This window comes from Enterococcus sp. AZ009 (assembly GCF_050548785.1).
Lineage (GTDB): Bacteria > Bacillota > Bacilli > Lactobacillales > Enterococcaceae > Enterococcus_D > Enterococcus_D entomosocium.
Genome location: NZ_CP172960.1, coordinates 3,734,436 through 3,747,439 on the forward strand (window position 1 = coordinate 3,734,436; position 13,004 = coordinate 3,747,439).

The 13,004-nt window shown below is 44.0% G+C and carries 9 protein-coding genes; 5 read left to right on the top strand and 4 right to left on the bottom strand.

Annotated features, from left to right (window positions below; genetic code table 11):
- Positions 1-42: 42 nt before the first annotated feature.
- Positions 43-3,660, bottom strand: a complete 3,618-nt coding sequence (gene rpoB, locus IGJ74_RS17635; protein WP_008381746.1) for a DNA-directed RNA polymerase subunit beta — start codon at positions 3,658-3,660, stop codon at positions 43-45.
- Positions 3,661-4,093: 433 nt separating this feature from the next.
- On the opposite strand from rpoB, the gene IGJ74_RS17640 reads away from it, so the two are divergent.
- Positions 4,094-5,056, top strand: coding sequence for a biotin--[acetyl-CoA-carboxylase] ligase (locus tag IGJ74_RS17640; RefSeq protein WP_087664452.1), 963 nt, complete (start codon positions 4,094-4,096; stop codon positions 5,054-5,056).
- Positions 5,057-5,332: 276 nt separating this feature from the next.
- Here the strand turns inward: IGJ74_RS17640 and menA are convergent, their stop codons facing one another.
- The 3 genes from menA to pplA all read right to left on the bottom strand — a co-directional run bounded on the left by menA (position 5,333) and on the right by pplA (position 8,576).
- Entirely contained in the window at positions 5,333-6,286 is a 954-nt protein-coding gene (gene menA, locus IGJ74_RS17645; protein WP_008381742.1) for a 1,4-dihydroxy-2-naphthoate polyprenyltransferase, read from the bottom strand.
- Between the two features lie 12 nt (positions 6,287-6,298).
- Positions 6,299-7,375, bottom strand: a complete 1,077-nt coding sequence (locus tag IGJ74_RS17650; protein ID WP_086332804.1) for an FAD:protein FMN transferase — start codon at positions 7,373-7,375, stop codon at positions 6,299-6,301.
- Positions 7,376-7,637: 262 nt separating this feature from the next.
- Positions 7,638-8,576, bottom strand: a complete 939-nt coding sequence (gene pplA / locus IGJ74_RS17655) for an extracellular electron transfer flavoprotein PplA (protein ID WP_061053492.1) — start codon at positions 8,574-8,576, stop codon at positions 7,638-7,640.
- Positions 8,577-8,845: 269 nt separating this feature from the next.
- Between pplA and IGJ74_RS17660 the strand changes: the two genes are divergently transcribed.
- The 4 genes from IGJ74_RS17660 (at position 8,846) to IGJ74_RS17675 (ending at position 12,969) form a co-directional block, all read left to right on the top strand.
- A complete protein-coding gene (locus tag IGJ74_RS17660) occupies positions 8,846-10,786 on the top strand; it encodes an NAD(P)/FAD-dependent oxidoreductase (RefSeq protein WP_218193379.1) in 1,941 nt (646 codons plus the stop codon).
- A 206-nt stretch (positions 10,787-10,992) separates the two neighbouring features.
- A complete protein-coding gene (locus IGJ74_RS17665; RefSeq protein ID WP_087664451.1) occupies positions 10,993-11,400 on the top strand; it encodes a NusG domain II-containing protein in 408 nt (135 codons plus the stop codon).
- Between the two features lie 10 nt (positions 11,401-11,410).
- The gene (locus IGJ74_RS17670; RefSeq protein WP_005232987.1) at positions 11,411-11,971 is read left to right on the top strand and encodes a Gx transporter family protein; all 561 of its coding nucleotides are present in this window, start codon (positions 11,411-11,413) and stop codon (positions 11,969-11,971) included.
- A gap of 11 nt (positions 11,972-11,982) precedes the next feature.
- A complete protein-coding gene (locus IGJ74_RS17675; protein ID WP_087664450.1) occupies positions 11,983-12,969 on the top strand; it encodes a polyprenyl synthetase family protein in 987 nt (328 codons plus the stop codon).
- Positions 12,970-13,004: the final 35 nt, after the last annotated feature.

The following is a 13,004-nucleotide window of genomic DNA, read 5'->3' on the forward strand; positions in this document are numbered from 1 at the left end:
GGGGCTATTTCCGCTAGTGGCGGAAATAGCGAGGGCCGTCTATTATTGCAAGCGATCTTCTGCTGTCTCGATTTGTTGGTTCAACGCGTCGGCGGCATTTTTAGCTTCTGTTTGTGCTTTTTGTTCTAATTCACGGGCTGTTTGTTGCTCCGCAAATTTTGTTAAGGCATCAACGGTGATCAAATCATCATCGTCATCATCCATATCACGCAGTTCGATCTCTGCATCATCGATATCTAGGACACGCATGTCTAGACCCAGTGATTGCAATTCTTTTACTAATACGCGGAATGATTCTGGTACACCTGGTTTTGGAATTGGTTCCCCTTTGACGATCGCTTCGTATGTTTTCACACGACCAACCACGTCATCTGATTTGTAGGTCAAGATTTCTTGTAAGGTGTAAGCAGCACCGTATGCTTCCAGTGCCCAAACTTCCATCTCTCCGAAACGTTGTCCACCAAATTGGGCTTTTCCTCCCAATGGTTGTTGCGTAACCAATGAGTAAGGTCCAATGGAACGGGCATGCAATTTATCATCGACCATGTGGGCCAATTTGATCATGTACATGACACCAACGGAGATGCGGCCATCAAATGGTTCGCCGGTACGTCCGTCGTAAAGCACTGTTTTGGCATCGCTGGCCATTCCTGCTTCAGCAACCGTTGCCCAAACATCTTCATCGCTGGCACCATCAAAGACTGGTGTTGCCACGTGAATGCCTAATTGACGCGCAGCCATTCCTAAGTGTAACTCTAATACTTGTCCAATGTTCATCCGAGAAGGTACCCCTAATGGGTTCAGCATGATATCGACTGGTGTGCCATCTGGTAAGAAAGGCATGTCTTCTTCTGGCATAATGCGAGAAACGACCCCTTTGTTTCCGTGACGTCCGGCCATTTTATCCCCTTCATGGATTTTCCGTTTTTGAACGATATAAACGCGAACCAGCATGTTCACACCTGGTGACAATTCATCGCCAGCTTCGCGGGTAAAGATTTTGACATCGTGGACGATTCCGCCGCCGCCGTGAGGCACGCGTAGAGATGTGTCACGCACTTCACGGGCTTTTTCACCAAAGATTGCGTGCAACAAACGCTCTTCTGCTGAAAGTTCCGTTACCCCTTTTGGAGTGACTTTCCCAACAAGCAGATCGCCATCTTTGACTTCCGCACCAATGCGGATAATGCCCATTTCGTCTAGGTCTTTCAACGCGTCTTCCCCAACGTTCGGGATTTCGCGAGTGATTTCTTCAGGTCCTAATTTTGTGTCGCGGGCTTCTGATTCATATTCTTCAATATGGACAGAAGTGTAAACATCATCTTTCACCAAACGACGGCTCATGATGATGGCATCTTCATAGTTGTACCCTTCCCAAGTCATGAATGCGACTAAGACGTTTTGTCCTAATGCCATTTCACCTTGTTCCATAGATGGGCCATCTGCTAAGATGTCGCCTTTTTCCACTTTTTCACCAAGTGCCACTAATGGACGTTGGTTGTAGCTGGTTCCTGAGTTTGAACGACGGAATTTGGTAACAGAATAAACGTCCAATGCGCCATTGTCACGACGAACGCGCACTTCGGCTGCATCCACGTATTCTACGATCCCATCATGTTTACATAACAAAGCAGCTCCTGAGTCATGTGCTGATTTGTATTCCATACCAGTACCAACCCAAGGTGCTTTCGGATTGATCAATGGTACAGCTTGCCGCTGCATGTTGGCACCCATCAAGGCACGGTTGGAGTCATCGTTTTCCAAGAAAGGAATACATGCGGTTGCGACCGCGACTACTTGTTTTGGTGATACGTCCATGTAGTCGACTTTATCGATCGATACTTCCAAGTTTTCAGAAGTAGCACGCGCCATAACAACGTCGTTTACGAAAGAGCCGTCTTCATTTAACAAGCTGTTTGCTTGGGCCACAACGTAGTGGTCTTCGGTATCGGCAGTCAAGTAATCGATCTTGTCTGTAACACGGCCTGTTTCACGGTCAACTCGACGGTATGGTGTTTCAATGAAGCCATACTTGTTGACTTTGGCATAAGAGGCCAAGCTGTTGATCAACCCGATGTTTGGTCCCTCAGGCGTTTCGATCGGACACATACGGCCATAGTGGGAATAGTGAACGTCTCGGACTTCATAGCCAGCACGATCACGCGTCAAACCACCAGGTCCTAAGGCAGATAGACGACGTTTATGGGTCAACTCACCCAGTGGGTTTGTTTGGTCCATGAACTGTGACAACTGAGAAGAACCAAAGAATTCTTTGATACTTGCGACAACCGGACGAATATTGATCAATTGTTGCGGTGTCAAGGTTTCGGTGTCTTGGATCGACATCCGTTCACGAACGACACGTTCCATCCGAGCAAGCCCGATCCGGAATTGATTTTGCAATAATTCACCAACAGAACGAATCCGACGGTTTCCTAAGTGGTCGATGTCATCGACATTGCCGATGCCTTCCATCAAGTTGAAGAAGTAGCTCATTGAAGCAATGATGTCTGCTGGACGAACGGTACGTGTGGCAGTATCTGGATAGCCATTACCGATCACGTTGACTTCTTGTTCTGGATCTTTTGGTGAAAAGACTTTGATGACTTGGACCGTCATTGGTTCGGTAACGACCCCATCTTCTGATGGATAGTACGTTACACTGTTTAGGCCATTATCGATAAATGCGCCTAGTGTTTCCATGACTTGGTGAGTCAAAACAGTGCCTTTTTCAACAATGATCTCGCCTGTTTCAGGGTCAACCAAGGTTTCTGCTAAGGTCAAGTTCAATAGACGTGTTTTCAAGTCTAATTTTTTGTTTACTTTGTAGCGACCAACATTTGCTAAGTCGTAACGTTTTGGATCGAAGAAACGTGCGTTCAGCAAGCTGCGTGAGCTGTCTGCTGTTTTTGGCTCGCCTGGACGAAGACGTTCGTAAACATCTTTCAATCCTTCTTCGGTACGAGAATCGCTTGCGTTTTTATGCAAGTCTTTTTCGATCGTGTTACGTAATGATTCACTGTCGCCGAAAATTTCAAAGATCGTGTCATCAGAACCAAACCCTAGGGCACGGACTAAGACCGTCAAAGGAATTTTACGGGTACGGTCAATACGTACGTATGAGATATCTTTGGCATCAGTTTCCATTTCTAACCACGCACCGCGGTTAGGGATAACAGTTGAACCAAAGCCTTCTTTGCCGTTTTTATCGACTTTGCCATGGAAATATACACCCGGAGAGCGGACCAACTGAGAAACGATAACCCGTTCTGCCCCGTTGATGATAAAGGTTCCTTGTTCAGTCATTAATGGGAAATCACCAAAGAATACTTCTTGGGATTTGATTTCCCCGGTTTCACGGTTCGTCAAACGCAAAGTAACATGTAATGGTGCCGAATAGTTTGCATCATGGGCACGGGCTTCTTCTACTGTATACTTTGGTTCTTTCAATTCATAATCCACAAATTCTAGGGACAAGTTACCGTTGAATCCTTCGATTGGCAAAATATCTTCAAACATTTCTCTGAGGCCCTCATCTAGGAACCATTGGTAAGAGTCGGTTTGAATTTCAATCAAATTCGGTAATTCTAATACTTCACTGATCCGTGCGAAACTTCTACGTTCGCGATGCTTTCCGTATTTTACTACGTGTCCAGCCAAGCTCTTCACCTCTTCATAAAGTCTTTCAAAAAGGCTATCCGATTATTTACAAAACTGTAACAAATATTAAATATAGGTTACAGAAAGCATTTTTTGCGGCTTTTAGGCAAAAAAAAACCAAAAATAGAACGGATGCATTGGGCATTTTCTACTTTTGTTTCCTTATTCCTAAGCCGAAACGGACAATATTTCGTTTCTGCTTTTTTCGTTCAGATAGTTTTTGCAACTCCTTATTATACAGATGAAGCACTTCTCTGTCAAGCTTTCATTGGAAGTTACAATGCTTTTCTGGTGCACCCATTTCCTAAGATTTTCTAAAGAAAAAAACAAGGCTGGTGTGGACTGTTTTTCGTAAGAAACTACTTTGCTTTTTGCCGATTTCTTGCTATGCTAACGAAAACGTTACACGTGAAACATTAGGAAGGATATCCTTATGACGACAAAAGAAAAAATACTGACCTTATTACAAAAAGAAGATACTGTGCTATCTGGAGAGAAACTGGCCCAAGCTTTGTCGATCTCTCGTACCGCAGTCTGGAAAGCCATTAAAGAACTCGAGAAAGAAGGCTATCATTTCGAACACTTGGCCAACGGCTATCGCTTTGTCTCGGATGATCGCTACGATCAAGCAGCACTTGCGGCAGCCTTGCCGATGATTCCCACGATTCAAATCATGGAAGCTGTTGAATCCACCATGAAAGAAGCCAAGATTGCCGCTTTGGATAGTGGACTGGCAACCCCCGCCCTTTTTTTGACCGAAACGCAAACAGGCGGTCATGGCCGCTTCGAACGACCGTTTTTCTCACCGAAAAAACAAGGGATCTATATGAGCTTGCTTTTAAAACCAAACCAAGCGTTTCAAGAATTGCCGCAATATACTGTTCTGGCGGCGGTAGCAGTTGCCGAAGCCATCGATGCCCTTCTAATGAAGGAAACGGCCATTAAGTGGGTCAACGATCTGTACTTAGATGGAAAAAAAATCTGCGGTATTTTGTCTGAAGCAACCAGTGACTTTGAGACAGGCCGTATTACTTCGGTTGTGATTGGTATCGGCATCAGTTTTTCAATTCCGCAACAGCAGTTTCCAGCAGAGATTCGGGAAAAAGCGACCTCACTCTTTCCTGGTGAAGAGTATCCAACCTTTTCTCGGGCCGCGTTGATCCAAGAAATTTGGCGTCGGTTCTTCCAATTGTTAGCGCAACTGCCTGACATGAATTATATGGTCCGCTATCGGCAGAAATCCTTCGTTTTGGGCCGCACCGTTCAATTTACGCAACAAGGTGTGACCTATGAAGGGATCGCCAAAGACATTACCAACACCGGTGAATTAGTGGTGGAAACAGCGACGGAGCGCAAGGTACTTTCTTCTGGAGAAATCAGTTTGGAACGGTATTGATGCTGCTTTCGTAGATAACCAGTCACAGCAAGCGTAAACACAAACACTCCATAAACAGACCTGCTTATTCCGAGGGGTTAAATAAAAAGCAACCTAGGCAGCTCCCAAACAAACTTTACTGCTACGATCAATTTCGCGGAAAAAGTGAGCCTCATCTTTTCATAATAAGTATCATGCTCGTTCTTTTATCATGTCTTTTCTACAGTTTTTATGCGCTATTTCATTCCCCACATAAAAAGATCGACCTGCTCTTTCAAGAGCGGGTCGATCTTTTTTTTAAAGCAATTGCCACAACAGACAGAAAAGCAAGCCTAAGGCATAGCTGCTGTTGAATAAAATCATGTTCTTAATCGAATAGCCGAAACTACGTGGGTGGGGCAGGCTGGCTTGATGCTCTTTCAAATTTTGGTGGATTTTCGGCAGTGTCAGAAACACGAGCAAAATCGGCCATTGGAAGAGACCAAACAAGAGGCCCAATAAAATAGCGGCGTAGGAAGCTAGCATCATTCCTTGAAACAGACGGATACCTGCTTCGCGACCGATGTAGTACACCAGTGTGTAGCGGTGATTTTCGATATCGGCTTCCAGATCCCGTAAGTTATTGGCTAACATGATGTCAGCAATCGTGAAAATCAATGGCAAGGATGCCAACACAATCGCACAAACGGCCCAGAGGTTCCCCACTAAGCCAAAGGTCCCGTTCGCAAAATCCAGTGCCAGATAAAACACTTTTTGATCAATGGTATTGATATAGATCGTGATGGCAAAAATCCCTAACCCCATCGTTACGCCGCTGAACACCTCGCCTAAAGGCATCCGCGATAACGGAATGGGGCCAAAGGTATAAAAGACTCCGATAAAACAAACCACCAACCCCATCACTAGCAGCAACCAGCCAGTGACAAACGACAAGTAAAGACCAATTAACAAGGTTCCTGCCAACATCGCAAAAATCAGATTGCGAACAGTAGCTTCTGAGATGTTTTCTCGCCCGATCACATTGTGCTGGTATTTGTAGGTTTCTGATTTGGCTTTTTTGAAATCCATATAATTGTTGATGGACGTCGTCGTCAAATCAAACAGCAGCATCCCCAGAAAAAAGATTGCGGTATTCAACGGATGAAATTCATGAAAATACACCAACGAGAACAACACACCCATAATGAAGGGGAAGACACTGGCCACTTTGGTACGGATCTCCACTACTTCTAAAAACACTGAAAGAGACATCTTTCACTCCTCCTATTCTAAATCAGCACGATCACCCATCGTGTAGCCTGATTCCTCTGAAAGCTCAAAGGTATCTTTGATGCCGTCTGTAACGTACACTTTATCTTCTTTTGTGATAAAGATCGCATCGGTCCCCTTTTCGGTATGCTGTTCGATATAAGCCAAGCCTTCTTTGACCCCTTTATCAAACGCCACCGTAGTCAACCCGTCACCATCGATGGATTTGTCGGTGATGACAGTCACACTTGCTACATCGCTATCGTAAGGATAGCCAGTCTCAGAATCAAAAATATGGTGATACGTTTTGCCGTCTACTTCTAAGTAGCGTTCGTAGATCCCTGAAGTAACTACTGTTTTATTGGTTTCTTTGATACTACCGATAATCGAGCCGCGAGATTTGTTCGGGTCTTGGATTCCGACATTCCATGGCTCATCTGTGCCGCGGTTACTATGACCTAACACATAGACATTCCCGCCCAAATCGACGATCGCGGAAGTCACGCCATTGTCCTTCAACACTTTGACGACTTCGTCCGTGATATAGCCTTTAGCGATCGCCCCAAGGTCAAGGATCATGTCCTTGTCTTTTAAATAAACGGTTTGATCTTCATCGTTAAACTCGACTTGTTCATAATTGATATGTTTCAATGCTTCATCGATCTCAGATTGCTCTGGCTTGCGGGCATCATCAAAGCCGATTCGCCATAATTGGGTGATGGCACCGATGGCCATGTTAAAGCCGCCATCTGATCTCACACTGTAATCGTAAGCTTCTTTTAGCAAATAATAAATATCATCCGAAACCTTCACTGGTTTGATGCCAGCTTGCGCATTGATTTCATCGATCTCTGATCCTGCTTGGTTGATGGTGATTTTATCGCCTAATTCTCTGATGCGGTCAAAGGCTGGCTTCATAGCGTCCTCTTTGCCTTCATCATAAATGCGGATTCGAGTATAAGTGCCTAATAAAAATTCTTCTTGAAAATATGGTTCTTCCCGCAGCGTCGTTGCTTCCTGATTACTGCCACAAGCTGCCAACATTGTGCCTAAAAAAACAAACATCAGAAAAAACGTTACTTTCTTTTTCATGATTTTCCTCTTTTCTATTGTCTTCAACCTTCATATAATAGCCTTTTTTTAGCAGAATGAAAAGGGGCATTCCGTGATTCCGCAACGTATTTTAGGAATCCTTAATCGAACTTTTTCTTCTTTGTAAAAAACAGTTCTTTTAAAAAAAACTTCCCGCCAGATTGCTTCCTTTTGCACGAACTTGCTTTTATGACCTTGCTGCCCACGAAAAAAAGACAGCACTCAAAGCGAATGCTGTCCTCTTCATTCAAAAAAGTTGTGATTATTCAGTAACGAAGTTATCGACTTCAATGGTTGTTTGGTCACCTTTTTCAGCTGCATTCAACAATTGTTGTGCATAGATAACAAAGCTGTGGAAGCTGTGGGTTGCACCAGAAACGACGTCCATGTCTGCCACAGAACCATCTTCAGCATTGACTGCAGAAACAAAAGCTTCATTGAAGTTTGGAATGAATTCTTCTGGACCAGTACCAGATTTTGCTTCCATGTTTTCATTGTATTCTGTATCATCTTTTTTCGACTCGCCGGCTTCGTTTAGGTAGTCGTAGTTTGATTCAGAGATTTTGCCGTCAGCCACAGTCATTGAGAAGACCACGCGGTAACCGTTTGAGTAGTTCTTTTCTTCTAATGTATAGGTTCCGTCTTGCAAGTCTGCACCGTTGTCGATTTCAATGGTATCCGTGTTGCCTGCTTGCGCCGCTTGGATCAATTGTTGTGCATAGTTTTGGAAGGAATCAAAGGAATGTGTCGCGCCAGAAACTACTTCGATTGAAGAAGGGCTTTGTGCGGCAACTAATTCTTCATTGAATTTAGGAATAAATTCTTCTGGACTGATGCCTGCTTTTTCTTTCATCGTTTCATTGTATTCAGTGTTTTCTGTTTTTGATTCGCCATCAGCATTCACGTTGTCATATTTTGATTCAACGATTTTGCCGTCTTTGACTGTGATCTCAAATGTGACACGGTAGTCGTTTTTATAGTTCTTTTCTTCTAAACGATACGTCCCATCTTGCATTGGCTCGCCCGCAACAATGGTTGCTTCCGTGCTTTCTGTTGATGCTGAATCGCTTGCAGAAGTTTGTGATGTACTTTCACTAGTTGACGAAGAAGCTGTGTTATTGTCATCTGCTCCGCAACCCCCTAACAACATTGCTGAGAATGAAAATACCGCCATACCTACAATCAATTTCTTTGCTTTCATAATTATCCACCTTTTACTTGTTTATTTTCCCACAAAAAAGTTTGTGATACATCTAACATTGTAAAGTAAATTTACGATATGTCAACCGCTTCCTTTCCGCTTTTTTACGGAAAAAGGACTTAATTTTTGATTTTCGCAAGTTTTCACGAATTTCAGGAAATATGCGTTTTTTTCATCAGAATCGTTAGACAAATGAACCATTTGTCTATATAATAGGAACGATTGTGTAATTATTATCATAGATTATTTTTATTAAGGAGAGATTTGCAATGGCAAAGAAAAACATTGTCGTTGTCGGTGCCGGTTATGCAGGCGTTTCTGCTACGAAGTACATGGCAAAGAAATTGAAAAAAGACAATGATGTTGAGATAACATTGATCGACCGTCACTCTTATCATACGATGATGACTGAACTGCATGAAGTCGCTGGAGGACGTGTAGAACCTACCGCAATTCAATACGACTTGCAGCGCTTGTTCTCACGCAAGAAAAATGTTCGTTTAGTAACCGATACAGTAACTGGGATCGATAAAGAAAATAAAACCGTCCAAACAAAATTAGGTAGCTATTCATTTGACTACTTGATTTTAGGGATGGGTGGCGAACCGAATGACTTTGGTACACCTGGCGTTAAAGAAAATGGCTTTACTTTATGGTCATTTGACGATGCTGTCCGTATTCGCGAACACATTGAAAAAACTGTCGCAAAAGCAGCGATCGAACCAGATGCAGCATTACGCAAAGCAATGTTGACCTTTGTCGTTTGTGGTTCTGGATTTACCGGGATCGAAATGATCGGTGAACTGATCGATTGGAAAGATCGTTTAGCTTCCGATTATAAATTGGACCCAAGTGAAATCAGCTTGAAAGTCGTTGAAGCAATGCCAACGATCTTGAACATGCTTGATCGTAACGATGCAGCCAAAGCAGAACGCTACTTGAAGAAAAACAATGTTGATCTTGTCTTGAATGCACCAATCGTTGAAGTGGCACCTGACCACATCAAACTAAAAGATGGTTCAACGATCCCAACCCACACATTGATCTGGACTGCCGGTGTCAAAGGAACTAGTGATGCTGCTGATTTCGGTTTAGAAACCGCTCGTGGATTCCGTCTAGTTGCCAATGAGTACATGGAAGCAAAAGGCTACGAAGACAAAAACATCTATATTATTGGTGACTTGGTTTACTTCGAAGAATTCCCGAATACACCAACACCACAAATCGTGCAAGCAGCTGAACAAACAGGTCACACTGCAGCAACGAACATCGTTTCAGCCATCAAAGGCGGCGAAAAACATAAATTCAAAGGAAACTACCAAGGATTTATGGTTTCGATCGGTGCCAAATGGGGCGTGGCGAACTTATTCAATAAGATTCACCTGAGCGGTTTCTTAGCGATCATTATGAAACACATCGTTAACTTGAAATACTTCTTTGATATTCGTTCTGGTTACTACATGTTCCAATACTTGATGCATGAAATCTTCCACATCAAAGATGACCGGACAGTAGCCCGCGGTCACACGTCTCGTTACGGTAACGTCTTGTGGAGTGTTCCGCTTCGTATTTTCTATGGTCTTGTCTGGTTCGTTGAAGCCTTCAAGAAAATTTTAGGTACGAATGGAGAAGTCTTCAAACCTGGTACTTGGTTCGGTGAAGGTTCTTGGTTCCAAGGCAACAGCGTATTCCCTTGGACTTGGGAATATCAAACAGTCGCTGATGCAGCAAGTGGTGCTAGTGAAGCAGCCGATTCAGCAAGTGCCGCTAGTGGCGCCGGTGAAGCAGCCGATGCAGCGACACAAGCCGCACACTTTGGTTTGAGCTATGCTTACGGTGAACAACCAATGATCGTGATCGAAAAATCACCTGACTGGTTCACAAAAGTTATGCAATTTATTATGCCAAACAACGACGTTGCAATGTTCTTCCAAAAATTCATGGTCTTCTTTGAAATTGCTTTAGCTCTTGCATTGATGGCTGGTCTCTTCACTTGGTTAGTGAACGCAACGACCATCGTTTTAGTGTTGACTTTCTGTATGTCTGGTATGTTCTACTGGGTAAACATCTGGTTCATTCCAGTTGCGTTTGCCTTGATGAACGGTTCAGGACGCGCAGTCGGTTTAGATCGTTGGGTAATCCCATGGTTGCAACGTACCCTTGGAAAATGGTGGTACGGTACCCCTCGCTCCTTATATGGCAATAAATAAGCCAGCAAAATAGAATACCTGTACGACTTCATGAGACTAAGACATTCTGATTTTCAATCAGTGTCTTGGTCTCTTTCCAAGTACAGAACTTTTTCTTGATCGTCCTTGCACAGAAATCGGTGGATTATTGAGGATTCAGCTAGTAGAATCTTGTCTTCTTATGCTAGAATGAGACACATCACATGAAAGAACAGGAGTCTTTTTTGATGAAACTAAAAGAATTTATCCGCGATGCCCATTTAAAACTATGGGATGGCGTCATCATACTTGTTTTGATCCTCAGCTCTTTTTTACCGATTTTTATTTTTGGCCAGACGCAAACAGCGGACAAAGAAGCCGTCTTGCGGGTCGATGGGACAGAAATCAAACGTTTTGACTTAGTTGAAGGTCAAAAAACGTACACCTATCTTTATGAAGATGAAGACGGGGATACCAATTTACTGGAGATCGAAGGCGATCGGATCCGAATCAAGGAAGCTGATTGCGGCGACCAGATTTGTGTGCGCCGTGGCTGGGCCAGTAAAAATGGGGAAACCATCGTCTGTCTACCTCATAAATTGGTGATCGAAATCCAAGCCGCAGATGGGAGTGAGACCGACGATCTAATCTATTGATCGTTTGCTTATGAGTCGATTACAACGAATAATTTTCATCTCACTGCTGGTCGCCCAAGGGGTCGTGATTGGTTTAGTTGAAAATATGATCCCTTATCCATTTGCCTTTGCGCCTGGTGCGAAACTAGGTTTGGCAAATTTAATTACCATTATTGCTTTGTTCACCATGCCGAAAAAAGACAGTTTTCTCTTGATTTGGCTAAGACTGATTTTAACGACGTTACTAGGAGGAACGGTTTCGACCTTCTTATATAGTATGAGTGGTTCCTTACTGAGCTACTTTGGGATGTCTTTGGTGAAACAGTTGGGGCCTAAGCGTGTCAGTATCATCGGCATTAGTGCGGCTGGCGGTTTCTTGCACAACGTCGGACAGTTGATCACCGCCTCATGGATCGCTCAATCCTGGAGCGTGATGCTCTACTTGCCGGTCCTGTCTTTCTTTGGGATCTTGTCCGGGATCGCTATCGGGATCGCCGCCAACTACTTGCTGCGTCGTGTTGAAACACTGCGCCGTTTTCAAATTGATTATGAACGCCAGACCAAAGTCAAATGGCGCTCGGATTCAGAATAAAGGAGTTAATTATGAAACTTCATTCCATGTGGCAAGAATATCCAGCACTGCAAGCTGACTTATCTGCCTCCTTGCAATTGATGGAAAAATCATTAAAACTAAAAAACAAAGCGGTCGAACAAGCGATCCTGTCCATGATCCATTCAGGTGGGAAACTGCTGCGTCCTGCTTATCAGCTGCTCTTTTCTGCTTATGGCAGTGACAAAGATCGCGAAAAAGCCGTCGCATTGGCGGCTTCGATCGAGATGCTCCACACTGCTTCGCTGATCCACGACGATATCGTCGATCATGCGGACACCCGCCGCAAGCTGCCGACCATTCGTTCCGAATTTGGCAACGATGTCGCTGTCTATGCTGGTGATTACCTCTTCGTCTGCTGCTTCAAATTGATGGCGGATTATGCTAGCTCCATGAAAAGCTTGCAAATGAATTCCCGTAGTATGGAAAAAATCCTCGCCGGCGAATTAGGGCAAATGAGCAAACGATACGATTTGTCCGTCACCGTCGAGGATTACTTAGAAAACATTCGCGGCAAAACCGCTGAATTGTTTGCCTTAAGCTGCTTTATCGGGGCTTACGAAAGCGGCACTTCCTTGCGCTTTGCCAATCAAGCCCGTGAGATCGGCGAAGCCATTGGCCTTGCCTTTCAAATCATGGATGACGTCTTGGATTACAGTCAAGATGCGACTGCCTTAGGAAAACCAGTATTGGAAGATGTTCGGCAAGGCGTCTATTCTTTGCCGCTGTTGATGGCATTGAAAAATGACCGCCAACAACTGTTGCCACTGCTGGAAAAACAAGCTGCCATGACTGAGGCGGATACCCATGAAGTCTATCGGATTGTCCAAGAAAGCGCCGGGATTGACGAAGCCAAGAAACTCGCTGCCGACTACACGAAAAAAGCTTTGCAAGCGATCCAGAAATTGCCTGAGACCAAAGATGAAACCAAAACATATCTTTATCAGATCACTGCTCAGATCCTTGGGCGTCAGAACTGATCAAGGATCTAGGATAAACCCAGCAGCTGGGATCA

What these genes read in the sequence shown, in the direction of transcription:
- IGJ74_RS17640 (WP_087664452.1), top strand. Translation starts at nt 4,094, where the DNA reads ATGACGACAAAAGAAAAAATACTGACCTTATTACAAAAAGAAGATACT.
- menA (WP_008381742.1), bottom strand. Translation starts at nt 6,286, where the DNA reads ATGTCTCTTTCAGTGTTTTTAGAAGTAGTGGAGATCCGTACCAAAGTG.
- IGJ74_RS17650 (WP_086332804.1), bottom strand. Translation starts at nt 7,375, where the DNA reads ATGAAAAAGAAAGTAACGTTTTTTCTGATGTTTGTTTTTTTAGGCACA.
- pplA (WP_061053492.1), bottom strand. Translation starts at nt 8,576, where the DNA reads ATGAAAGCAAAGAAATTGATTGTAGGTATGGCGGTATTTTCATTCTCA.
- IGJ74_RS17660 (WP_218193379.1), top strand. Translation starts at nt 8,846, where the DNA reads ATGGCAAAGAAAAACATTGTCGTTGTCGGTGCCGGTTATGCAGGCGTT.
- IGJ74_RS17665 (WP_087664451.1), top strand. Translation starts at nt 10,993, where the DNA reads ATGAAACTAAAAGAATTTATCCGCGATGCCCATTTAAAACTATGGGAT.
- IGJ74_RS17670 (WP_005232987.1), top strand. Translation starts at nt 11,411, where the DNA reads ATGAGTCGATTACAACGAATAATTTTCATCTCACTGCTGGTCGCCCAA.
- IGJ74_RS17675 (WP_087664450.1), top strand. Translation starts at nt 11,983, where the DNA reads ATGAAACTTCATTCCATGTGGCAAGAATATCCAGCACTGCAAGCTGAC.